Raw genomic sequence first — 23,326 nt, forward strand, 5'->3', positions numbered from 1 at the left:
AAGAAGAATGATGCGTTTTGTTTTGTTTCTTTGCGCCAGCCTGTTTTTGGCGGGCTGCGCCAGCCATTCTGGCGATGATCTGCAACCCAAGACGGCGAACAACGTCAATCTCAAGCGCTACCAGGGCACCTGGTACGAGCTGGCCCGATTGCCGATGTACTTCCAGCGCAACTGCGCCCAGTCGGAAGCCCGCTACAGCCTGCTGCCGGATGGTGACATGTCGGTGTTCAACCGCTGCCTGACCACCGAGTGGAAGTGGGAAGAAGCCAAGGGCACCGCCACACCGCAAGTGCCGGGCAAGACCGACAAGCTCTGGGTGGAATTCAATAACTGGTTCACCGCGCTGCTGCCGGGCGTTGCCAAGGGCGACTATTGGGTGTTGTACGTCAGCGATGACTACAAGACCGCTATCGTCGGCAGTCCGAGCCGTCGTTACATGTGGATCCTGTCGCGTACACCAACGGTGAGCGCCGACACCCGTGAGGACCTGCTCAGCAGGGCGCGGCAACAGGGCTATGACACCACGCGTCTGATCTTCCGCACCTCGGACAAGCAGATGGCCAAGACCTCTCAATAACACCCTGAACCCAATGTGGGAGGGGGCTTGCTCCCGATAGCAGTGCGTCAGTCGCTTATTCATGACTGACACGCCGCCATCGGGAGCAAGCCCCCTCCCACATTTTTTATCCGAGTAAAGTTCTCAGCACCTGCGTGAACGCCCTGGCGCTTTGCTCTTCGTCGGCATGATGCCCGTCGCGCACCACCCACTTGCCGTTCACCAGCAGATCGCGCACCTGTCGATCCCCCCCGGCGAACAGCCAGCGATTGAGAATCCCATCCTCGCTCGCCGTGGCCAGGTAAGGATCATGACCGTCCAGCACGATCCAGTCCGCACGCCTGCCCACTTCCAATCGACCAATCGGCTGTCCCAGCGCCTGGGCCCCACCATCCAGCGCGGCATCGAATAACGTGCGGCCGACCGTCGGCTGATCGTGGCGATGCAGGCGATTGCGCCGTTGGTCACGCAACCGCTGGCCATATTCCAGCCAGCGCAATTCCTCCACCACGCTCAGCGACACATGGCTGTCGGAGCCGATCCCCATGCGCCCACCCTGGGCAAGAAAATCCACCGCCGGAAAAATCCCGTCGCCCAGGTTTGCCTCGGTGGTCAGGCACAGCCCCGCAATCGCGCGGCTCCTGGCCATGCGCGCGACTTCGTCCGCATCGGCGTGGGTGGCGTGCACCAGACACCAGCGCTCATCGACCTCAACGTTGTCATACAGCCATTGCAGAGGCCGCTTGCCGCTCCAGGCCTGGCAATCGTCGACTTCTTTCTGTTGCTCGGCGATGTGGATATGCACGGGGCACGCCTTGTCGCCGGCCGCCAGCACGTCGTGGATCTGCTGCGGGGTGACCGCGCGCAGCGAGTGGAAACACAGGCCCAGTTGCTGCGCCGGTTGCGCTGCCAGGATCGGTCGCAAGCGGGCCTGCAGCTCCAGGTAGCTGTCCGTGCTGTTGATAAATCGCCGCTGTCCCTCGTTCGGCGCCTGGGCACCAAACCCCGAGTGGGTGTAGAGCACTGGCAATAGCGTCAGGCCGATACCGCTGGCGGCTGCTGCCTGACTGATCTGCCGCGACAACTCGGCGCGATCGGCATAGGGCTGACCGCTGACATCGTGATGCACGTAATGAAACTCGGCCACCGAGGTGTAGCCAGCCTTGAGCATTTCGATGTACAGCTGGCGTGCGATCACCTGCAACTGGTCCGGGCTGATCTTGCCAACCATGCGGTACATCAGCTCGCGCCAGGTCCAGAAACTGTCATTCGGGTTGCCCGCCACCTCCGCCAGGCCGGCCATGGCGCGCTGGAAAGCATGGGAATGCAGGTTCGGCATGCCGGCCAACAGCGGGCCTCTGAGCCGCTCGGCACTCTGTGCATCGGCATTGGCCTCGACCCGAGTCAACAGGCCGTCGGTGCCCACCTCAAGGCGTACATCGTTGGCCCATCCATCAGGCAGCAGTGCGCGTTCGGCAAAGAATGCGGACATGATCAGAAGACTCCGGTCGTGTGTTTATTTGTATATACATATACAGACGTTTGCCTGCTCGGTAAACTCCGGCAATCTATGCTTCTTTTTCCCTGCAAGGATTCCCTGTGCCGACTCCGCCTGCCAAGTCTTCGCTGGCTGCCCACATGGACGAAAGTCCGGCGCCCTTGTATGCCCGCGTCAAACAGATGATCAGCCAGCAGATTCTCACCGGCAACTGGCCGCCCCATTACCGCGTGCCGTCGGAAAGCGAACTGGTCAGCCAGTTAGGCTTCAGCCGCATGACCATCAACCGCGCCCTGCGCGAACTCACCGCCGAAGGGTTGCTGGTGCGCATGCAGGGCGTGGGCACATTCGTCGCTGAACCCAAGAGCCAGTCGGCACTGTTCGAAGTGCACAACATTGCCGATGAGATCGCCTCGCGCGGCCATCGTCACACCTGCCAGGTCATCCACCTGTGCGAAGAGGCTGCCGGTTCCGAGCGCGCCGTTGCCCTGGAAATGCGTGAAGGCGGGCGGGTGTTTCACTCGCTGATCGTGCACTACGAAAACGACATTCCTGTGCAAATTGAAGACCGTTTCGTCAACGCCGCAGTCGCGCCGGACTACCTGCAGCAGGATTTCACCCAGCAAACGCCCTACGCGTACCTCAACCAGGTGGCGCCGCTTACCGAAGGCGAGCACGTGGTCGAAGCAATTCTTGCTGACGCCGCCGAGTGCAAACTGCTGCAGATCGAGCCGAGCGAACCCTGCCTGTTGATTCGCCGACGCACCTGGTCGGGCCGTCAGCCGGTAACTGCCGCGCGCTTGATCCACCCCGGTTCCCGGCACAGCCTCGAAGGGCGTTTCAGCAAATGAGTGAAGTCTCTGTCTGGCGCGCCATCGACTACGTGCGCATGCCCTGGAAGAATGGCGGCGGCAGCACCGAAGAAATCACCCGTGACGCAGGCGAAGGCCTCGATGGGTTTGGCTGGCGCCTGTCGATTGCCGACATTGCCGAGTCGGGCGGGTTCTCCACCTTCGCTGGCTACCAGCGCATCATCACCGTGATCAAGGGCGCAGGCATGGTGCTGACCGTGGACGGCCAAGAGCAGCGCGGCCTGCTGCCGCTGCAACCCTTCGCCTTCAGTGGCGACAGCGAGGTGTCCTGTCGCCTGATCACCGGACCGATTCGCGATTTCAACCTGATCTATTCGCCCCAGCGTTATCACGCGCGTTTGCAGTGGGTGGACGGCGTGCAGCGGTTTTTCAGCACGGCGCAGACGGTGCTGGTGTTCAGCGTGGCGGATGAAGTGAAGGTGCTGGACCAGAAGCTGGGTCATCACGACTGCCTACAAGTGGAGGGTAATACCGGCTTGCTGGATATTTCCGTGGCAGGCCGTAGCTGCATTATCGAACTGACCGCGCGCGGTTAAACATGTGGGAGGGGGCTTGCTCCCGATAGCAGTGGGTCATTGCCAAATGGGCTGACTGACACACCGCCATCGGGAGCAAGCCCCCTTTCACATTTTCTCTGCGGTGTTTACAAAACGGCGCACCAATTTGTTACCGAATGCCCCAGCGTGATGCAGCTCCAGTGTTTCGCCCTCATTAAAAACACCCATCCGGGAAATTTCAAAAAGCCCCCAAAGCCTTAATTCTCAAGGCTCCCGTGTACTCAAAAAAAAATTCCCCATGACTGACTCACCGAGTTGGCCGCTCGATTGCATATGCTTGTACATACAAGTAAAGGTGTGTGTAGGACTCTTCTTCCCACACGCCTGTTCGCGCATCGATCGCCGAGGAGTCAGTGTTGTGACCAAGCCTACCCAGTACCGTGACGTCGAAATCCGTGCCGCCCGCGGTAACAAGCTCACTGCCAAAAGCTGGCTGACCGAAGCGCCGCTGCGCATGTTGATGAATAACCTTGACCCGCAAGTGGCCGAGAACCCGAAAGAACTGGTGGTGTACGGCGGCATTGGCCGTGCGGCGCGCAATTGGGAATGCTACGACCAGATCGTCGAAAGCCTTACCCATCTGAATGATGACGAAACCCTGCTGGTGCAATCGGGCAAGCCGGTCGGCGTGTTCAAAACCCACAGCAACGCGCCGCGCGTGCTCATTGCCAACTCCAACCTGGTACCCCACTGGGCCAGTTGGGAACACTTCAACGAGCTGGATGCCAAGGGCCTGGCCATGTACGGCCAGATGACCGCCGGCAGCTGGATCTACATCGGCAGCCAGGGCATCGTCCAGGGTACCTACGAAACCTTCGTCGAAGCGGGTCGCCAGCATTACGATTCGAACCTCAAGGGCCGCTGGGTACTCACCGCCGGTCTTGGCGGCATGGGCGGCGCGCAACCCTTGGCAGCCACCCTGGCCGGTGCATGCTCGCTGAACATCGAATGCCAGCAGGTCAGCATCGATTTCCGCCTGGCCAGTCGTTATGTCGACGAGCAAGCCACCGACCTCGACGACGCCCTGGCCCGTATCGCCAAATACACCCAGGAAGGCAAAGCCATCTCCATCGCCCTGCTGGGCAACGCGGCAGAAATCCTGCCGGAGCTGGTCAAGCGCGGCGTGCGCCCGGACATGGTCACGGACCAGACCAGCGCCCACGACCCGCTCAACGGCTATCTGCCGGCCGGCTGGAGCTGGGACGAATACCGCGCCCGCGCCAAAACCGAGCCGGCCGTCGTGATTCAGGCCGCCAAGCAGTCGATGGCCGTGCATGTCAAAGCCATGCTCGAATTCCAGAAGCAGGGCATCCCGACCTTCGACTACGGCAACAACATCCGTCAGATGGCGCAGGAAGTGGGCGTGGAAAACGCCTTCGATTTCCCGGGCTTCGTGCCGGCCTATATCCGCCCGCTGTTCTGCCGTGGCATCGGCCCGTTCCGTTGGGCCGCGCTGTCGGGCGACCCGCAGGACATCTACAAGACCGACGCCAAAGTCAAAGCGCTGATCCCGGACGACGCCCACCTGCACAACTGGCTGGACATGGCGCGCGAACGCATCAGCTTCCAGGGCTTGCCGGCGCGTATCTGCTGGGTTGGTTTGGGCCAGCGCGCCAAGCTGGGCCTGGCGTTTAACGAAATGGTGCGCAGCGGCGAGCTGTCGGCCCCGGTGGTGATCGGCCGCGACCACCTGGACTCAGGCTCCGTGGCCAGCCCCAACCGCGAAACCGAATCCATGCAGGACGGCTCCGATGCCGTGTCCGACTGGCCGCTGCTCAACGCCTTGCTCAACACCGCGAGCGGCGCGACCTGGGTCTCGCTGCACCACGGCGGCGGCGTGGGCATGGGCTTCTCTCAACATTCGGGCATGGTCATCGTCTGCGACGGCACCGATGAAGCGGCCGAACGCATCGCGCGGGTATTGCACAACGACCCGGCCACCGGGGTGATGCGGCATGCGGACGCCGGTTACCAGATCGCGATCGACTGCGCCAGGGAGCAGGGCCTCAATCTCCCGATGATCAAATAGGCAATGTGGAAGAGCTTTTGTGGGAGCTGGCTCCCAAAGATGAGCGGTTTTAGTACCCAACACTCCATCAGAGGTTGAACCCACATGGCGGCAAACGACACCCCACCGCTGATCGAAAAACGTTCGATCGACTACATTCCGGAAGCAGAAAGACACGGTCGTCTCTTGAGCCAGTTCACCCTGTGGCTCGGTGCCAACCTGCAGATCACCGCCATCGTCACCGGGGCCCTGGCCGTGGTGTTGGGCGGTGATGTGTTCTGGTCGTTGATCGGTCTGTTGATCGGCCAGCTGATCGGCGGTGGCGTCATGGCCCTGCATGCGGCACAAGGGCCCAAGCTCGGCCTGCCGCAGATGATCTCCAGTCGTGTGCAGTTCGGGGTGTACGGCGCGGCCATCCCGATTGTGCTGGTGTGCCTGATGTACCTGGGCTTCACCGCCACCGGCACCGTGTTGTCCGGCCAGGCACTGGGCCAGCTGTTCGGCGTCAGTGACAGCACCGGTATCCTGATGTTCGCCAGTGTCATCGTGCTGGTCACGGTACTCGGCTACCGGGTGATCCATTTTATCGGCCGCGTCGCCAGCGTCATTGGGGTGATGGCGTTTGTCTATCTGTTCAGCCGTCTGATGAGCCAGGCCGACATTGACGCGCTCCTGCAAATCCGACACTTCAGCTGGAGCAGTTTCCTGCTGGCGGTGTCGCTCGCGGCCTCATGGCAGATCGCGTTCGGCCCGTACGTGGCGGACTACTCACGCTACCTGCCGAGCCGTACGTCCTCACTGAAAACCTTCCTCGCCGCCGGTGCCGGTTCGGTGATTGGCGCGCAGGTGGCGATGATCCTCGGTGTGTTCGCCGCCGCGTTGTCCAACGGGCAATTCGCCGGTCACGAAGTGGCCTACATCGTCGGCCTGGGCGGCACGGGGGCCACCGCTGCGTTGCTGTATTTCAGCATCGCGTTCGGCAAGGTCACGATTTCCACCCTGAACTCCTACGGCAGCTTCATGTGCATCGCGACCATCATCAGCGGTTTTCGCGGTCGTCTCGACGTCACGCGCTGGCAGCGTCTTGGGTTCGTGCTGGTCATCGTCGGCGCGGCAACCCTGATCGCGCTGCTCGGCCAGCACTCGTTCCTCGGTGCGTTCAAGTCGTTCATCCTGTTTCTGCTGGCGTTCTTCACGCCGTGGAGCGCGATCAACCTGGTCGACTATTACTGCATCACCCGCGAGCGCTATGACGTGCCGGCCCTGGCCGATCCGAACGGACGCTACGGGCGTTGGAACCTGCTGGGCATCAGCGTCTATGTATTTGGCGTGCTGGTGCAGTTGCCGTTCATCTCCACCAAGTTCTACACCGGGCCGCTGGTGGCCGCCCTCGGTGACGTGGATATCTCCTGGATCATCGGCCTGGTGCTGCCCGCCGGCCTGTATTACCTGTGCGCAAAAAAATGGCACAGCGCTGTACCTGACCACCTGATCCTGCCGCCAGAGCAGGGCGCTGCGCCAATAATAACCAGGCCGGTTGCACAGGCCTGATGGGACGTGGACAGGGCAGGACGCCTACTGACTGCCGTCATCCATTTCAAGATTGGGAGCGTCACCACAATGAAAATACATAAGACCCTGCTGGCCACTCTGTTCTTGGCAAGCGCCGGCGCCCAGGCTGCCGGTTGGTGCGAATCCGGCAAGCCGGTGAAGTTCGCAGGCCTCAATTGGGAAAGCGGCATGCTGCTGACCGACATCCTGCAAACCGTGCTGGAAAAAGGCTACGACTGCAAAACCGACAGCCTGCCGGGCAACTCCATCACCATGGAAAACGCCCTGAGCAGTAACGACATTCAGGTATTCGCCGAAGAGTGGGTGGGCCGCAGCGAAGTCTGGAACAAGGCCGAGAAGGCCGGCAAGGTCGTGGGCGTTGGCGCGCCTATCGTCGGTGCGATCGAGGGCTGGTACGTGCCGCGTTACGTGATCGAAGGCGACGCCAAGCGCAAGCTCGCCGCCAAGGCGCCGGACCTGAAGAACATCGCGGATCTCGCCAAGTACGCCTCAGTGTTCAAGGACCAGGAAGAGCCGTCCAAGGGCCGCTTCTACAACTGCCCGGCCGGCTGGACCTGTGAGCTGGACAACAGCGAAATGCTGAAAAGCTACGGTCTGGAGAGCACCTACACCAACTTCCGCCCAGGCACCGGCCCGGCGCTGGATGCGGCGGTGCTGTCGAGCTACAAGCGTGGCGAGCCGATCCTGTTCTACTACTGGTCGCCGACGCCGCTGATGGGTCAGGTCGACCTGGTCAAGCTGCAGGAAAAACCCGGCGTGGATAAAAGCGTGAGCATCAAGGTCGGCCTGTCCAAGGCATTCCATGAGCAGGCACCGGAACTGGTGGCCGTGCTGGAAAAGGTCAACCTGCCCATCGACCTGCTCAACCAGAACCTGGGTCGCATGGCCAAGGAACGTATCGAATCGCCGAAACTGGCGAAAATATTCCTCAAGGAACATCCTGAGGTCTGGCACGCCTGGGTCAGCGACGAGGCCGCCAAAAAAATCGACGCGGCCTTGTAGGTCAAGCGCGTCCGGCTACCCTGAAGGGCTGGCCGGGCGCCCGGCCACAACCCATTGGACCGAGAGCACGCTATGTTTCCCGAGAGTTTTACGTTTTCCATCGCCGACTGGGTCAACGGTTGGGTGGACTCACTGGTCACCCACTACGGCGATGTGTTCCGGCACATCTCCGACACCCTGCTGTGGGCCATCGTCAACCTGGAAGGTCTGCTGCGCGCCGCGCCCTGGTGGCTGATGCTGGCGATTGTCGGCGCCATTGCCTGGCACGCCACGCGCAAGGTAGTCACCACCGCCGTGATCGTCGGTTTGCTGTTTCTGGTGGGCGCCGTGGGCCTGTGGGACAAGCTGATGCAAACCCTGGCGCTGATGATGGTGGCCACGGTGATCTCGGTGCTCATCGGCATTCCGCTGGGCATCCTGTCGGCGCGCAGCAATCGCCTGCGTGCGGTGCTGATGCCGCTGCTCGACATCATGCAGACCATGCCCAGCTTCGTGTACCTGATCCCGGTGCTGATGCTGTTCGGCCTGGGCAAGGTGCCGGCGATTTTCGCCACGGTGATCTACGCCGCGCCGCCGCTGATTCGCCTCACTGACCTGGGCATTCGCCAGGTTGACCGCGAAGTGATGGAAGCCATCAACGCCTTTGGCGCCAACCGCTGGCAACAACTGTTCGGCGTGCAATTGCCGCTGGCCCTGCCGAGCATCATGGCCGGTATCAACCAGACCACCATGATGGCGTTGTCGATGGTGGTAATCGCCTCGATGATCGGCGCCCGCGGCCTGGGTGAAGACGTATTGGTCGGCATCCAGACCCTCAACGTTGGCCGTGGTCTTGAAGCCGGCCTTGCGATTGTGATTCTCGCGGTGGTCATCGACCGCATTACCCAGGCCTATGGTCGTCCACGGCATGAGGCGAGCAAATGAGTACCGTCAGCAAAATTGAAGTCAGGAACGTATTCAAGATTTTCGGCAATCGATCCAAAGACGCGCTGGCCATGATCGGCCAGGGCAAGACCAAGGATGAGGTTCTGGCCGAGACCGGTTGCGTGGTCGGCGTGAATGACCTGTCCCTGAGCATCGCCACCGGTGAGATCTTTGTGATCATGGGGTTGTCGGGTTCCGGCAAGTCGACCCTGGTGCGCCACTTCAACCGCCTGATCGACCCCACCAGCGGCGCGATCCTGGTGGACGGTGAAGACATTCTGCAACTGGACATGGATGCCCTGCGCCAATTGCGTCGGCACAAAATCAGCATGGTGTTCCAGAGCTTCGGCCTGCTGCCGCACAAGAGCGTGCTCGACAACGTTGCCTATGGCCTCAAGGTGCGCGGCGAAACCAAACAAGTGTGTGCCGAGCGTGCCCTGCACTGGATCGAAACCGTAGGCCTCAAGGGCTACGAAAACAAATACCCGCACCAGCTTTCCGGTGGCATGCGCCAGCGCGTCGGCCTGGCCCGCGCGTTGGCGGCCGACACCGACATCATCCTGATGGACGAAGCCTTCAGCGCTCTCGACCCGCTGATCCGCGCCGAGATGCAGGACCAGTTGATCGAGCTGCAAAAGACCCTGCACAAGACCATCGTGTTCATCACCCACGACCTGGACGAGGCCGTGCGCATCGGCAACCGCATTGCGATCCTCAAGGACGGCAAGCTGATCCAGGTGGGTACGCCGCGCGAGATTCTGCACTCGCCGGCGGATGAGTATGTAGACCGGTTCGTTCAGCGACGGGCGGCGGTGGTCTGATCAGGGTTTTGTAGTGAGCCGTCCGGCCTCATCGCAGGCAAGCCAGCCCACACATTTGGAATGCATTTCCCTGTGGGAGCTGGCTTGCCTGCGATGAGGCCAGTGAAGCTGCAAAGCAATTGAAGAAGGTACAAAGATGCCCCAGCTCGCAACAATTCTCATCGCCGACGCCCCCCTGCGCTGGCAGGACGTGGTCGCCGTCGCCCGCCACGGCGCCGTGCTCGAACTCTCGGACCAGGCCTGGGCGCGCATCGACAATGCCCAGGTCATCGTGCAGCGCATCGTCGCCAGCGGCGAGCGCGCCTATGGCGTCAACACCGGGCTGGGTGCGCTGTGCAACGTGTCGCTTGAGGGCGAGCAGCTCAGCCAGCTGTCGCGCAACACCTTGCTGAGCCACGCCTGCGGCGTCGGCCCGGCACTGAGTGACGAGCAGACCCGTGCGATCATCTGCGCCGCCATCATCAACTACAGCCACGGCTACTCTGGCCTGCATCGCCAGGTGGTGCAGGCACTGCTGGCGTTGCTCAACCACGGCATCACCCCGCAAGTGCCGTCCCAGGGTTCGGTGGGTTACCTGACCCATATGGCCCATGTCGGCGTAGCCTTGCTGGGGATTGGCGACGTGAGCTATCGCGGGCAGATCATTGCGGCGCAAGACGCATTGAAAGCCGAAGGGTTGCAGCCCGTGATACTCGGCGCAAAGGACGGCCTGTGCCTGGTCAACGGCACGCCATGCATGACCGGCCTGAGCTGCCTGGCCCTGGCTGACGCGCATCATCTGCTGCAATGGGCCGACGTGATCGGCGCCATGAGCTTCGAGGCCCAGCGCGGCCAGCTCGATGCGTTTGACGAAGAAATCCTCGCCCTCAAGCGCCACCCCGGCATGCAGCGCGTCGGCAGCAACCTGCGCGCGCTGCTCGACGGCAGTGAAGTGATTACCGCGAGCAGGGGCATACGCACGCAGGACGCCCTGAGCCTGCGCTCGATCCCGCAGATCCACGGCGCCTCGCGCGATCAGGTGGAACACGCCACCCACCAGATCGAAACCGAGCTCAACGGCGCCACCGACAACCCGCTGCTGCTTGGCACGCCGGACCATTACCGCGTAGTGTCCCAGGCCAACCCCCACGGTCAGTCCGTGGCCATGGCCGCCGACCTGCTCGCCATCGCCATGGCCGAAATCGGCGCAGTGGCCGAGCGCCGCCTGGACCGCCTGATCAACCCGCACGTCAGCGGCCTGCCGGCCTTTCTGGTGAGCGACCCCGGGGTGAACTCGGGGATGATGATCGCGCAATACGTCGCTGCGTCGCTGTGCGGGCAGAACCGCCAACTGGCGCAACCGGCGGTGCTCGACAACTTCGTTACCTCGGGCCTGCAGGAAGACCACCTGAGCCTGGGCACCAACGCCGCGCTCAAGTTGCACCAACTGCTGGCCAACGTGACCCGGATTCTCGCCATCGAGTACCTGCTGGCCGCCCAGGCGTTCGAGTTTCTCAAGGACCAACGCTTCGGCGCAGGCACCGATCGCGCCTGGCGTCTGCTGCGCGAGGTCGTCCCCGCGTATGAGCAGGACCGCTGGCTGGCGCCGGACATTGAAGCCGCCGCCAGGGTGCTCACCGACACTGCATTGCCGAATTTGTATTGAAATCAAAAAATAATTCACAAGGAGCATCAACGTGACTGCACTCAATCTGATTCCAGGCCAACTGAGCCTTGCCCAACTGCGCACCGTCTACCAGCAGTCGGTCACCCTCAGCCTGGATGACAGTGCATCGAGCCAGATCGAAGCCAGCGTCGCCTGCGTGGAACAGATTCTCGCCGAGAACCGCACCGCCTACGGCATCAACACCGGGTTCGGCCTGCTGGCCTCGACCCGCATCGCCAGCGAAGACCTGGAAAACCTGCAGCGCTCGCTGGTGCTGTCCCACGCCGCCGGCGTCGGCGAGCCGATCAGCGACGCATTGGTGCGGCTGGTCATGGTGCTCAAGGTCAACAGCCTGAGCCGTGGCTTTTCCGGGATCCGTCGTCAGGTGATCGACCCGCTGATTGCGTTGATCAACGCCGAGGTCTACCCGCACATTCCGCTCAAGGGGTCGGTGGGTGCCTCCGGTGACCTCGCGCCCTTGGCGCACATGTCTCTGGTGCTGCTGGGCGAGGGCAAGGCGCGCTACAAAGGCGAATGGCTGACGGCCGTGGACGCGCTGAAAATCGCCGGCCTCACGCCGCTGACCCTCGCCGCCAAGGAAGGTTTGGCGCTGCTCAACGGCACCCAAGTGTCCACCGCCTATGCCTTGCGTGGGCTGTTCGAAGGCGAAGACCTGTTTGCCGGCGCCCTCGTCTGCGGCGGTCTCACGGTGGAGGCGGTGCTGGGCTCGCGCTCGCCATTCGACGCGCGTATTCATGCCGCGCGCGGCCAGCGTGGGCAGATCGATGCGGCAGCGGCCTATCGGACGCTGCTGGGTGACAGCAGCCAGGTGTCGCAGTCGCACCAGAACTGCGACAAGGTGCAGGACCCATACTCCCTGCGCTGCCAGCCGCAAGTGATGGGCGCCTGCCTGACCCAGTTGCGCCAGGCGGCCGAAGTGCTGGTGGTCGAAGCCAACGCTGTGTCGGACAACCCGCTGGTGTTCGCCGCCGAGGGCGACGTGATCTCCGGTGGCAACTTCCACGCCGAGCCGGTGGCGATGGCCGCCGACAACATGGCGCTGGCGCTGGCTGAAATCGGCGCGCTGAGCGAGCGGCGCATCTCGCTGATGATGGACAAGCACATGTCGCAATTGCCGCCGTTTCTGGTGGGCAATGGCGGGGTCAACTCCGGTTTCATGATCGCCCAGGTCACGGCTGCCGCGCTGGCCAGCGAAAACAAGGCCCTGGCCCATCCCCACAGCGTCGACAGCCTGCCCACCTCCGCCAACCAGGAAGACCATGTGTCGATGGCCCCGGCGGCCGGCAAGCGTCTGTGGGAAATGGCCGAGAACACCCGAGGTATCCTTGCCGTGGAGTGGCTGGCAGCCTGCCAAGGCCTAGACCTGCGCGACGGCCTCAAAACCTCGCCGGTGCTTGAACAGGCCCGAGGCTTGCTGCGCGATAAAGTGGCGTTCTATGACAAGGATCGTTTTTTTGCCCCGGACATCATCGCCGCCAGCGAACTGCTTGCCAGCCGCTGCCTCAATGAGCTGGTGCCGGCGCCGTTGCTGCCGAGTCTGTAACGAGGAGGTTGGATGAAAACCCTTTGGCAACACTGTCATGTTGCAACCATGGCTGACGGCAAGTACTCGATCATCGAGGATGCCGCCCTGGTCACCGCCCACTCGCTGATCGAATGGATCGGCCCGCGCAGCCAGTTGCCGGTGGCTGACTACGCTCAGGTGCATGACCTGCAGGGCGCCTGGGTCACCCCCGGGCTGATCGACTGCCATACCCACACGGTGTTCGGCGGCAACCGCAGCGGCGAATTCGAGCAGCGCCTTCAGGGTGTGAGCTATGCCGAGATCGCCGCTCAGGGCGGGGGCATTGCCAGCACTGTGCGCGCCACGCGTGCTGCCAGCGAAGACGAGCTGTTCGCCAGCGCCCACAAGCGCCTGCGCAGCCTGTTGAAAGACGGCGTGACCACAGTGGAGATCAAGTCCGGCTACGGCCTGGACTTGGCCAACGAACGCAAGATGCTGCGCGTGGCCCGGCGCCTCGGTGACGCGCTGCCGGTGAGCGTGCGCGCCACCTGCCTGGCCGCCCATGCGTTGCCACCGGAGTACAAGGACCGTGCCGACGACTACATCGACCACATCTGCAACGAAATGCTGCCGGCCCTGGCAGCAGAAGGCCTGGTAGACGCCGTGGATGCGTTCTGCGAATACCTGGCATTTTCCACGGAGCAAGTGGAGCGCGTGTTCAAGGTCGCCCGGCAACTGGGCCTGCCGGTCAAGCTGCATGCCGAGCAGCTCTCGTCGTTGCACGGTTCCAGTCTGGCTGCGCGCTATCACGCGTTGTCGGCCGATCACCTGGAATTCATGACCGAAGAAGACGCCATCGCCATGGCCGCCGCCGGTACCGTCGCCGTGCTGCTGCCAGGGGCGTTCTATTTTCTGCGCGAAACCCAGTTGCCGCCGATGGATGCCCTGCGCAAACATGGGGTGAAGATCGCTATCGCCAGCGACCTTAACCCCGGCACCTCGCCAGCACTGTCGCTGCGGCTGATGCTCAATATGGCATGCACCCTGTTGCGCATGACCCCGGAAGAAGCGCTGGCCGGCGCCACCCTGCATGCGGCCACCGCGCTGGGCATGGGCGACAGCCATGGTTCGCTGGAGGTGGGCAAGGTCGCTGATTTTGTCGCCTGGCAGATTGATCGCCCCGCCGACCTGGCCTACTGGCTGGGCGGCGAACTGGACAACCGCGTGGTGCGCCACGGCGTCGACGTTACTGTGTAAGGAGCATGGTTGTGGATAAGGTTCTGAACTTCAAACAAGGCCGCACCCCGCTGCTGATCAGCATGCCCCACGCTGGCCTGCGCCTCACGCCTGCGGTCGAGGCCGGATTGGTCGCCGAGGCGCAAAGCCTGCCGGACACCGACTGGCACATCCCGACGCTGTATGACTTTGCCGAGGAACTGGGCGCCAGCACGTTGTCGGCAGAATATTCACGGTTTGTCATCGACCTTAACCGGCCGTCGGACGACAAGCCGCTGTACGCGGGGGCAACAACGGGGCTGTACCCGGCGACGCTGTTCGACGGTGCGCCGTTGTTTCGCGAAGGGCTGGCGCCCTCTGAGGAGGAACGGGTGAGCTACCTGCAAAAGATCTGGGGGCCGTACCACCGTCAACTGCAGGAAGAGCTCGCGCGGCTCAAGGCCGAGTTCGGCTATGCGCTGCTGTTCGACGCGCACTCGATCCGTTCGGTAATCGCGCATCTGTTCGACGGCAAGTTGCCCGACTTCAATCTGGGCACCTTCAACGGGGCGGCCTGCGACCCGCAGCTGGCCGGCCAATTGGAAGCCATTTGCGCTCGGCATCCGCAGTACACCCATGTGCTCAACGGACGCTTCAAGGGCGGCCATATCACTCGCCACTATGGCGATCCGGCGCAGAATATCCACGCGGTGCAACTGGAGCTGTGCCAGAGCACCTATATGGAAGAGGTCGAACCATTCCGCTATCGCCCTGATCTGGCCGAACCGACGCGTGTGGTGCTCAGACAATTGCTTGAACAGATGCTGGCCTGGGGCCGGGCGCGCTATGCATAGACACAACACAGAACGCCTGTGGAAGGCGTGAGCCTGCGTTCGGCCAGCGTGTTCGACGGGGCGCCTCAGATCATAAGCAAAAGCGCGGCGGCCTGTTAGAGCCGACCGGTATGGGTGAGTGTGAACGCGATCAAATGTGGGAGCGGGCTTGCCCGCGAAGGCGTCGGCCCAGCAAACATTGATGTTGACTGACCCACCGCTCCCACAGGGGCTCCAGTGTGCGACGTGAGAGCGCTAAGTGCCCCGCATTGGAGGGTATTCACAGCGTTGCCTGCGCAAGGACATGCTCATTGCACAATTCGGGTTTATGATGCCAGACGGCAGAATAATAGAAGTCCCCTCAGGGATGAACCCGACACCCTACGGAGCGCGCAATGCAGACTTGGTACCCGCAGATCAAACCCTACGCTCGGCACGATCTGGCTGTCGATGACACCCACACCCTGTATGTCGATGAAAGTGGCTCACCCGAAGGCTTGCCCGTGGTGTTCATCCACGGTGGCCCGGGCTCCGGTTGCGATGCGCAAAGCCGCTGCTACTTCGATCCGAACCTGTACCGCATCGTCACCTTCGACCAGCGCGGCTGCGGGCGCTCCACCCCACGCGCAAGCCTGGAAAACAACACCACCTGGGACCTGGTCGCCGACCTTGAGCGCATTCGTGAGCACCTGGGCATCGACAAATGGGTGCTGTTCGGCGGCTCATGGGGCTCGACGTTGTCCCTGGCCTACGCCCAAACCCACCCCGAGCGCGTGCATGGGCTGATCGTTCGCGGCATTTTCCTGGCGCGCCGGCAGGACATTCACTGGTTCTATCAGGAAGGCGCCAGCCGCCTGTTCCCCGATTACTGGCAGGACTACCTCGCGCCGATCCCGGCGGACGAGCGCCACGACATGATTGCGGCCTACCACAAGCGTCTCACCGGCAACGACCAGATTGCCCAGATGCACGCAGCCAAGGCCTGGTCCGGCTGGGAAGGGCGCATGCTCGGCCTGTGCCCGAGCCCGCAGCATGTGGAGCGTTTCTCCGAACCGCAGCGCGCGCTGTCCATCGCGCGTATCGAGTGCCACTACTTCACCAACAACTCCTTCCTTGAACCCAACCAGCTGATTCGCGACATGCACAAGATCGCCCATCTGCCTGGCGTCATCATCCACGGTCGCTACGACATGATCTGCCCGCTGGATAACGCCTGGGAGCTGCATCAGGCCTGGCCCAACAGCGAGCTGCAAGTGATCCGCGAAGCCGGGCATGCGGCGTCCGAGCCCGGCATCACCGATGCTCTGGTGCGTGCGACCGGCGAGATGGCACGGCGCCTGCTTGATCTGCCGCCAGAAGAAGCATGAAGGGCCTGCTGCAACGGGTGCGTGGCGCCCGGGTCGAAGTGGCGGGTGAAGTGGTAGGGGCCATTGACCAGGGGTTGCTGGTGCTGGTGGCGGTCGAGCCTTCAGATACCCCGCAAAGCGCCGACAAATTGCTGCACAAGCTGCTTAACTACAGGGTGTTCAGCGATGACGAGGGCAAGATGAACCTGTCGTTGAAGGACATTGACGGCGGCTTGCTGCTGGTGTCGCAGTTCACTCTGGCGGCGGATACCAAAAGCGGGCTGCGTCCAAGCTTCAGCACGGCAGCACCGCCGGCCCTGGGCGCGGCGCTTTTTGATCACTTGTTGTTACAAGCGCAACAATTGCATGGCAAGGTGGCTTCGGGGCGTTTCGGCGCCGATATGCAGGTGCATCTGGTCAATGATGGCCCTGTGACCTTTCTGTTACAGACGTGAATGCATCAAAAACGACTTCAATGCCTAAAAAACGTGGGGTTTCGCTATAAATACTTCGTTGACCCTGATGCGTTGTCTCGCGGGCTGCTAGATAATCGCGCGCTACGGGGATCAGCGTGGTTTGGTCCAATTTGACTTATGTAGAGACTTGTCTGACGACCAGCGGGGAATCATTTTGTCCCATGGGAGTCGGAACAATGCTCGCCAACCTGGCATTTAGATAGCTGGCCGTTGGTTTTTTGATCTGTTTTCGGCGAGGGTTGCTCGTGATTGTTAGTCCCTGTAATGCACCAAAATTGTCTGCCAAACGGTTACGAAACGCACTGGTAACGGGCTCTGCCCTGTTTTGCCTGTTCGGCGCGGGTCAACTGTGGGCATTCAGTCTGGACGATGTGTCGGCCAAGGCTAAAGAGCTGGCTGGGCAGAAATACGAAGCTCCGCGCAGCAATCTGCCGAACGAATTCCGCGAAATGAAATTTGCGGACTACCAGAAAATTCGTTTCCGCAACGAAAAAGCCGAGTGGGCCGATCAGAACACCCCGTTCAAGCTGTCCTTCTATCACCAGGGTATGCACTTCGATACACCGGTGAAAATCAACGAAGTGACCGCCGACAGCGTTCAGGAAATCAAATACGACCCGTCGCGCTTCGATTTCGGCGACGTCAAGTTTGATCCAAAAGCCACCGAACAACTGGGTTACGCCGGTTTCCGTGTGCTGTACCCGATCAACCAGAACGACAAGCAAGACGAAATCATGACCATGCTCGGCGCGAGCTACTTCCGCGTCGTCGGCAAGGGCCAGACCTACGGCCTGTCCGCGCGCGGCATGGCGATCGACACTGCCTTGCCGTCCGGCGAAGAATTCCCGCGCTTCACCGAGTTCTGGATCGAGCGCCCGAAGCCGGGTGAAAAACAGCTGGTGATCTTTGCCCTGCTGGATTCGCCACGCGCCACTGGTGCCTACCGCCTGACCCTGCGCCCTGGCAGCGACACCATCGTCGACGTCAAATCGCAAATGTTCCTGCGTGACAAAGTCAGCAAGCTCGGCGTTGCGCCGTTGACCAGCATGTTCCTGTTCGGTGCCAATCAGCCGTCCAAAGTGCTCAACTACCGTCGCGAGCTGCACGATTCCAGCGGCCTGTCGATCCATGCCGGCAACGGCGAGTGGATCTGGCGCCCTCTGAACAACCCCAAACACCTGTCGGTCAGCAACTTCGGCGTCGAGAACCCGCGTGGTTTCGGCCTGCTGCAACGGGGTCGCGACTTCAGCCACTATGAAGACCTCGACGACAACTACGACAAGCGCCCAAGCGCCTGGATCGAGCCGGAAGGCGACTGGGGCAAAGGCACCGTCGACCTGGTAGAGATCCCGACCGCTGACGAAACCAACGACAACATCGTTGCGTTCTGGAGCCCGGCCGAGTTGCCGAAAGTCGGCGAGCCGCTGGACGTTTCCTACCGCCTGCACTGGACCATGGACGAAAAAGCCCTGCACCCGACCGACAGCGCCTGGGTCAAGCAGACCCTGCGTTCGACCGGCGACGTCAAGCAGTCCAACCTGATCCGTCAGCCTGACGGCACCGTGGCTTACCTGGTGGACTTCGAGGGCCCGTCCCTGAAGAACCTGCCGGCCGATGCCCCGGTACGCAGCCAGGTGAGCGTTGGCGACAACGCCGAACTGGTTGAAAACAGCGTGCGCTACAACGAGCACACCAAGGGCTGGCGTTTGACCCTGCGCATGAAGATCAAGGACGCCGGCAAACCGACCGAAATGCGTGCCGCGCTGGTGCAGGATGTTGCACCGCCTGCGCCGGAGCAGGACACCAGCCACGTGCTCAAGGCTGACAAAGTTCTGGCCAAGCAACACGAGAAACAGGCCAAAAAAGACGCCAAGGAAGCGAAAGACAAGGAAGCCAAGCAACCGGACGCCGCCCCAGCCACACCAGAGCCGATCAAGACCGAACAGGTCCTGACCGAGACCTGGAGCTACCAGTTGCCAGCCGATGAGTAATTCTCAAGTCAAGCCAGAGACGTTGTCCGAGTACCTGGCGCATCTGCCGATGACCGCTGAGCAACGTGCCGAACTGGCCGGTTGCTCATCCTTCAGCGAGCTGCACGAACGCTTGTCGTCCGCCACCTTCGACGCACCGGTCGACGCTGCCCAGGCGTCGGTTGGCCGGCGCCTGACGCTTAACAGCGCTGAAGAGCTGCAGGACGCGGAAATGCTCGCGCTCGACGCCAGCGGTCGCGTGTGCCTCAAGGCCACGCCGCCGATCCGACGCACCAAGGTCGTGCCGGAGCCATGGCGCACCAATATCCTGGTGCGCGGCTGGCGCCGTATCACCGGGCGCTCCAACCCGCCCGCGCCACCCAAGGACGAGCGCGTATTGCCGGCCGCGCGCTGGCGTACTGTGGGTTCGATCCGCCGCTATATCCTGCTGGTGCTGATGCTCGGCCAGACCATCGTGGCCGGCTGGTACATGAAAGGCATCATGCCGTACCAGGGTTGGTCGCTGGTCGACTTCGACGAGATCCGCAACCAGACCCTGCTGCAAACCGCCACCCAGGTCCTGCCTTACGCCCTGCAAACGAGCATCCTGATCATGTTCGGGATTCTGTTCTGCTGGGTGTCGGCGGGTTTCTGGACCGCGTTGATGGGCTTCCTCGAATTGCTGACCGGCCACGACAAATACCGGATCTCCGGTAAAAGCGCTGGCGACGAGCCCATTCCGAAAGACGCGCGCACTGCGCTGGTGATGCCGATCTGCAACGAAGACGTGCCGCGTGTATTCGCGGGTTTGCGCGCCACGTTCGAATCGGTGGCCGCCACCGGTGACCTGGATCGCTTCGACTTCTTCGTGCTCAGCGACAGTAACGAAGCCGACATCTGCATCGCCGAACAGCAAGCCTGGCTCGACGTGTGCCGCGAAGCCGGCGGTTTCGGCAAAATTTTCTATCGCCGTCGTCGCCGTCGCGTCAAGCGCAAGAGCGGCAACCTCGACGACTTCTGCCGTCGCTGGGGCGGTGAATACAAGTACATGGTGGTGCTCGACGCCGACAGCGTGATGAGCGGCGAATGCCTGACCAGCCTGGTGCGCTTGATGGAAGCCACGCCGGATGCCGGGATCATCCAGACCGCGCCTCGGGCGTCGGGCATGGACACCCTGTATGCGCGCATGCAGCAGTTCGCCACCCGTGTGTACGGCCCGTTGTTCACCGCTGGCCTGCACTTCTGGCAGCTGGGTGAATCCCACTACTGGGGTCACAACGCGATCATCCGCATGAAGCCGTTCATCGAGCACTGCGCCCTGGCGCCGTTGCCAGGCAAGGGCGCGTTCGCCGGTTCCATTCTGTCCCACGACTTCGTTGAAGCCGCGCTGATGCGCCGTGCCGGCTGGGGCGTGTGGATTGCCTATGACCTGCCGGGCAGCTACGAAGAACTGCCGCCGAACCTGCTGGACGAACTCAAGCGTGACCGTCGCTGGTGCCACGGCAACCTGATGAACTTCCGCCTGTTCCTGGTCAAGGGCATGCACCCGGTGCACCGCGCGGTGTTCCTCACTGGCGTGATGTCCTACCTGTCGGCGCCGTTGTGGTTCCTGTTCCTGGTGCTGTCCACGGCGTTGCTGGCGGTGAACACGCTGATGGAACCGCAATACTTCATGGCGCCGCGCCAGTTATATCCGTTGTGGCCGCAATGGCATCCGGACAAGGCAGTGGCGCTGTTCTCCACCACCATCGTGCTGCTGTTCCTGCCTAAACTGCTGAGCATCATCCTGATCTGGGCCAAGGGCGCGAAAGAGTTCGGTGGCAAGTTCAAGGTGACCCTGTCGATGCTGCTGGAGATGCTGTTCTCCATGCTGCTGGCGCCGGTACGGATGATCTTCCACACCCGCTTCGTGCTCGCCGCGTTCCTCGGCTGGGCTGCGACCTGGAATTCGCCGCAGCGTGACGACGACTCCACGCCCTGGAGCGAAGCGGTCAAGCGCCACGGCCCGCAAACCGTGCTGGGCTTCCTCTGGGCATTGCTGGTGGTGTGGTTGAACCCAAGCTTCCTGTGGTGGCTGGTGCCGATTGTCGGTTCGCTGATGCTGTCGATTCCGGTGTCGGTGATTTCCAGCCGGGTCAACCTGGGGCTCAAGTCCCGCGACGAAAGCCTGTTCCTCATCCCTGAGGAATACAACCCGCCGCAGGCGCTGCTGTCGACCGAGAAGTACACCCACGAAAACCGCTGGCACGCCCTCAATGACGGGTTCGTGCGTTCGGTGGTCGACCCGCAGCAGAACGCCCTGGCCTGTGCCCTGGCGACCTCGCGGCACCGTGAAGCGGAGCCTATCGAGTACCTGCGTGTCGAACGTGTTCGCCATGCGTTGAAAGTCGGCCCTGCCGGCCTTACCAACGCTGAGCGTGTGGCGTTGCTCAGCGACCCGGTCGCCCTGGCTCGCCTGCATGAGCAGGTATGGAGCGAAGGGCATGCCGAGTGGCTTGGCGCCTGGCGTACTTCGATCAAGGCTGATCCCCATGCGCCGTTGCTGCCACTGCAGCCGCAAGCGTCGCGGGCCCAGCCGGCCTGATTCAGACGCCCCCGAGGGTTCTTCCCGGGGGCGTTTCCAACGCCGGTCCTACAGCGTTTCCGGCGTCTTCCTTTAAGCACTAACCCCTTGTTATTTCGAAACAAAAGACCTTTGTTCGAGACGTATTGCCGTGCCTGTGGCTGGGGTAGCATCGCCCCCCACATTCAATGCGCCACGGGGGCACTCATGATCAAAAGGTTTTGTTCGGCATTGCTGATCGGCGCAGTCGCATTGATTCACGCCGGCGTTTCGGCGGCGGGTGCGCTGGAGGATGCGGTGCGCCGCGGCGTGCTGAAAGTGGGAACCACGCCCACGTACACGCCTTTCGAAATGAAGGACAAGCAAGGGCGTATTGTCGGTTTCGAGATCGACCTGCTGCGCACCATGAGCCGTGCCCTGGGTGTCGAGCTTGAGCTGGTCGTGGTGCCGTATACGGAGTTGGTGCCGGGTCTGATGGCGAAGAAATTCGACCTCATCGGCAGCGGCATGACCGTCACCCAGGAGCGCAATCTCACGCTCAACTTCAGTGACTCCTTTATCGTGGTGGGCCAGACCGTGCTGCTGCATCCGCGTCTGGCTGGCAAGGTGTCCAGCATCGAAGACCTCGACGAGGCGGGCTATCACATTGCGGTCAATCAGGGCACTACCGGCGAGGCGGCGGCGCGACGCTTTCTGAAGACGGCCCGGTTCAGCAGTTTCGTCACCCCGGAAGAAGGCGTGCGGCAGGTCGTGGAGGGCAAGGCCGACGCGTTCATTCACGACGCCCCCTACAACCTGATCGCCATGGCGCGGCCGGAAAATGCCATTCTGCTCGCGCTGGAGCAACCGTTCACCTTTGAGCCGCTGGCGTTCGGCCTCAAAAAGGGCGACTACGACAGCGTCAACTGGATCAACCACTTTCTCAACCAGGTGGCCCAGGACGGCACCTACGATGACCTGCACGACAAGTGGTTCAAGGACACTGACTGGATGGCGGACGTTGAGTGAAGGTTCCGACGCCGACAAGATTTACCCGTGAAACCTTTGTGACAGGCAGCGAGTGAGTTAGGATCGCACCCCGAAATGGTGCAGCCCTTTTGCGCGCCGACCTTACAAGAATGGTTCAGGGGACTTGATGATGAAAAAGTATCTGTCGATGCTGATGCTCGGCGTCACCGCGCTGGTTGCCGCCACTGCGGTCCAGGCCGGCGCCATCGATGATGCGGTCAAGCGCGGCACGCTCAAGGTCGGCATGGACCCGACCTACATGCCGTTCGAGATGACCGACAAGCGCGGTGAAATCATCGGTTTCGAGGTTGATATCCTCAAGGCCATGGCCAAGTCCATGGGCGTCAAGCTAGAGCTGGTGTCCACCGGCTATGACGGCATTATCCCGGCTTTCCTCACCGGCAAGTTCGACATGATCGGCAGCGGCATGACCCTGACCCAGGAACGCAACCTGCGCCTGAACTTCAGCGAACCCTTCATCGTGGTAGGCCAGACCCTGCTGATTCGCAAGGAACTGGAAGGCACCATCAAGTCCTATAAAGACCTCAACGACGAGAAGTACCGCCTGACCTCCAAGCTCGGCACCACCGGAGAGATGGTCGCCAAAAAGCTGATCGCCAAAGCCAAGTACCACGGCTATGACAACGAACAGGAAGGCGTGCTGGACGTGGTCAACGGCAAGGCCGATGCGTTTGTCTACGACGCACCGTACAACGTGGTCGCCGAGAAAAAGGTCGGCAACGGCAAGCTGGTGTTCCTTGACGAGCCCTTCACCTTCGAACCCCTGGCGTTCGGTCTGAAGAAGGGCGACTACGACAGTCTCAACTACATCAACAATTTCCTGCACCAGATCCGCAACGACGGCACCTACGATCGCATCCATGACAAGTGGTTCAAGAGCTCCGAGTGGCTCAAGGACATGGAATAAGCCTTAA

Annotated in this window: 19 protein-coding genes; 18 read left to right on the top strand and 1 reads right to left on the bottom strand. The window is 61.9% G+C overall.

The genetic code is table 11. The features are described 5' to 3' along the window. The first annotated feature begins 7 nt into the window (after positions 1 to 7). Positions 8 to 577 (top strand): lipocalin family protein, encoded by a 570-nt coding sequence (locus tag H045_RS22655; protein ID WP_003237456.1) that lies wholly within the window; start codon positions 8 to 10, stop codon positions 575 to 577. 106 nt (positions 578 to 683) lie between these two features. Here H045_RS22655 and H045_RS22660 read toward each other — a convergent pair whose 3' ends face one another. Further along, positions 684 to 2,048 (bottom strand): formimidoylglutamate deiminase, encoded by a 1,365-nt coding sequence (locus tag H045_RS22660; protein ID WP_015373548.1) that lies wholly within the window; start codon positions 2,046 to 2,048, stop codon positions 684 to 686. 146 nt (positions 2,049 to 2,194) lie between these two features. Between H045_RS22660 and hutC the strand changes: the two genes are divergently transcribed. From hutC to H045_RS22745, 17 genes are all read left to right on the top strand, one after another. Continuing rightward, complete coding sequence (gene hutC, locus H045_RS22665; RefSeq protein WP_169895309.1) at positions 2,195 to 2,905, top strand: histidine utilization repressor; 711 nt, start codon at positions 2,195 to 2,197, stop codon at positions 2,903 to 2,905. Continuing rightward, complete coding sequence (locus H045_RS22670; RefSeq protein WP_015373549.1) at positions 2,902 to 3,462, top strand: HutD/Ves family protein; 561 nt, start codon at positions 2,902 to 2,904, stop codon at positions 3,460 to 3,462. The genes hutC and H045_RS22670 overlap by 4 nt, the downstream gene beginning before the upstream one ends. A gap of 379 nt (positions 3,463 to 3,841) precedes the next feature. Continuing rightward, positions 3,842 to 5,512 (top strand): urocanate hydratase, encoded by a 1,671-nt coding sequence (hutU, locus tag H045_RS22675; RefSeq protein ID WP_015373550.1) that lies wholly within the window; start codon positions 3,842 to 3,844, stop codon positions 5,510 to 5,512. An 84-nt stretch (positions 5,513 to 5,596) separates the two neighbouring features. Then, positions 5,597 to 7,042, top strand: a complete 1,446-nt coding sequence (locus H045_RS22680; RefSeq protein ID WP_015373551.1) for a purine-cytosine permease family protein — start codon at positions 5,597 to 5,599, stop codon at positions 7,040 to 7,042. A gap of 69 nt (positions 7,043 to 7,111) precedes the next feature. Beyond that, positions 7,112 to 8,065 carry an ABC transporter substrate-binding protein gene (locus H045_RS22685; protein WP_015373552.1) on the top strand — a complete coding sequence of 318 codons (954 nt, stop codon included), beginning with the start codon at positions 7,112 to 7,114 and terminating at the stop codon, positions 8,063 to 8,065. A gap of 72 nt (positions 8,066 to 8,137) precedes the next feature. Next, complete coding sequence (locus tag H045_RS22690) at positions 8,138 to 8,989, top strand: ABC transporter permease (RefSeq protein ID WP_015373553.1); 852 nt, start codon at positions 8,138 to 8,140, stop codon at positions 8,987 to 8,989. Next, positions 8,986 to 9,810, top strand: coding sequence for a quaternary amine ABC transporter ATP-binding protein (locus tag H045_RS22695; RefSeq protein WP_015373554.1), 825 nt, complete (start codon positions 8,986 to 8,988; stop codon positions 9,808 to 9,810). The genes H045_RS22690 and H045_RS22695 overlap by 4 nt, the downstream gene beginning before the upstream one ends. Before the next feature lie 136 nt (positions 9,811 to 9,946). Continuing rightward, entirely contained in the window at positions 9,947 to 11,455 is a 1,509-nt protein-coding gene (locus H045_RS22700; protein ID WP_015373555.1) for an HAL/PAL/TAL family ammonia-lyase, read from the top strand. Positions 11,456 to 11,486: 31 nt separating this feature from the next. Further along, a complete protein-coding gene (hutH, locus tag H045_RS22705) occupies positions 11,487 to 13,019 on the top strand; it encodes a histidine ammonia-lyase (protein WP_015373556.1) in 1,533 nt (510 codons plus the stop codon). Positions 13,020 to 13,031: 12 nt separating this feature from the next. After that, complete coding sequence (hutI, locus tag H045_RS22710; protein ID WP_015373557.1) at positions 13,032 to 14,237, top strand: imidazolonepropionase; 1,206 nt, start codon at positions 13,032 to 13,034, stop codon at positions 14,235 to 14,237. 11 nt (positions 14,238 to 14,248) lie between these two features. Beyond that, positions 14,249 to 15,049: an N-formylglutamate deformylase gene (gene hutG / locus H045_RS22715; protein ID WP_015373558.1), complete on the top strand. Its 801-nt coding sequence runs from the start codon at positions 14,249 to 14,251 to the stop codon at positions 15,047 to 15,049. Positions 15,050 to 15,423: 374 nt separating this feature from the next. Further along, positions 15,424 to 16,395 carry a prolyl aminopeptidase gene (gene pip / locus H045_RS22720; RefSeq protein WP_015373559.1) on the top strand — a complete coding sequence of 324 codons (972 nt, stop codon included), beginning with the start codon at positions 15,424 to 15,426 and terminating at the stop codon, positions 16,393 to 16,395. Continuing rightward, positions 16,392 to 16,829 carry a D-aminoacyl-tRNA deacylase gene (gene dtd, locus H045_RS22725; protein ID WP_015373560.1) on the top strand — a complete coding sequence of 146 codons (438 nt, stop codon included), beginning with the start codon at positions 16,392 to 16,394 and terminating at the stop codon, positions 16,827 to 16,829. The genes pip and dtd overlap by 4 nt, the downstream gene beginning before the upstream one ends. Positions 16,830 to 17,095: 266 nt before the next feature. Continuing rightward, positions 17,096 to 18,841, top strand: a complete 1,746-nt coding sequence (locus tag H045_RS22730; protein WP_003237414.1) for a glucan biosynthesis protein G — start codon at positions 17,096 to 17,098, stop codon at positions 18,839 to 18,841. Further along, positions 18,834 to 21,404: a glucans biosynthesis glucosyltransferase MdoH gene (gene mdoH / locus H045_RS22735; protein ID WP_015373561.1), complete on the top strand. Its 2,571-nt coding sequence runs from the start codon at positions 18,834 to 18,836 to the stop codon at positions 21,402 to 21,404. The genes H045_RS22730 and mdoH overlap by 8 nt, the downstream gene beginning before the upstream one ends. Before the next feature lie 186 nt (positions 21,405 to 21,590). Then, complete coding sequence (locus H045_RS22740; RefSeq protein ID WP_015373562.1) at positions 21,591 to 22,391, top strand: transporter substrate-binding domain-containing protein; 801 nt, start codon at positions 21,591 to 21,593, stop codon at positions 22,389 to 22,391. A 130-nt stretch (positions 22,392 to 22,521) separates the two neighbouring features. Then, entirely contained in the window at positions 22,522 to 23,319 is a 798-nt protein-coding gene (locus H045_RS22745) for a transporter substrate-binding domain-containing protein (protein WP_003237402.1), read from the top strand. Positions 23,320 to 23,326 lie beyond the last annotated feature (7 nt).

The organism is Pseudomonas poae RE*1-1-14 (assembly GCF_000336465.1).
Lineage (GTDB): Bacteria > Pseudomonadota > Gammaproteobacteria > Pseudomonadales > Pseudomonadaceae > Aquipseudomonas > Aquipseudomonas poae.

What these genes read in the sequence shown, in the direction of transcription:
- H045_RS22655 (WP_003237456.1), top strand. Translation starts at nt 8, where the DNA reads ATGATGCGTTTTGTTTTGTTTCTTTGCGCCAGCCTGTTTTTGGCGGGC.
- H045_RS22660 (WP_015373548.1), bottom strand. Translation starts at nt 2,048, where the DNA reads ATGTCCGCATTCTTTGCCGAACGCGCACTGCTGCCTGATGGATGGGCC.
- hutC (WP_169895309.1), top strand. Translation starts at nt 2,195, where the DNA reads ATGGACGAAAGTCCGGCGCCCTTGTATGCCCGCGTCAAACAGATGATC.
- H045_RS22670 (WP_015373549.1), top strand. Translation starts at nt 2,902, where the DNA reads ATGAGTGAAGTCTCTGTCTGGCGCGCCATCGACTACGTGCGCATGCCC.
- H045_RS22680 (WP_015373551.1), top strand. Translation starts at nt 5,597, where the DNA reads ATGGCGGCAAACGACACCCCACCGCTGATCGAAAAACGTTCGATCGAC.
- H045_RS22685 (WP_015373552.1), top strand. Translation starts at nt 7,112, where the DNA reads ATGAAAATACATAAGACCCTGCTGGCCACTCTGTTCTTGGCAAGCGCC.
- H045_RS22690 (WP_015373553.1), top strand. Translation starts at nt 8,138, where the DNA reads ATGTTTCCCGAGAGTTTTACGTTTTCCATCGCCGACTGGGTCAACGGT.
- H045_RS22695 (WP_015373554.1), top strand. Translation starts at nt 8,986, where the DNA reads ATGAGTACCGTCAGCAAAATTGAAGTCAGGAACGTATTCAAGATTTTC.
- H045_RS22700 (WP_015373555.1), top strand. Translation starts at nt 9,947, where the DNA reads ATGCCCCAGCTCGCAACAATTCTCATCGCCGACGCCCCCCTGCGCTGG.
- hutI (WP_015373557.1), top strand. Translation starts at nt 13,032, where the DNA reads ATGAAAACCCTTTGGCAACACTGTCATGTTGCAACCATGGCTGACGGC.
- pip (WP_015373559.1), top strand. Translation starts at nt 15,424, where the DNA reads ATGCAGACTTGGTACCCGCAGATCAAACCCTACGCTCGGCACGATCTG.
- dtd (WP_015373560.1), top strand. Translation starts at nt 16,392, where the DNA reads ATGAAGGGCCTGCTGCAACGGGTGCGTGGCGCCCGGGTCGAAGTGGCG.
- mdoH (WP_015373561.1), top strand. Translation starts at nt 18,834, where the DNA reads ATGAGTAATTCTCAAGTCAAGCCAGAGACGTTGTCCGAGTACCTGGCG.
- H045_RS22740 (WP_015373562.1), top strand. Translation starts at nt 21,591, where the DNA reads ATGATCAAAAGGTTTTGTTCGGCATTGCTGATCGGCGCAGTCGCATTG.
- H045_RS22745 (WP_003237402.1), top strand. Translation starts at nt 22,522, where the DNA reads ATGAAAAAGTATCTGTCGATGCTGATGCTCGGCGTCACCGCGCTGGTT.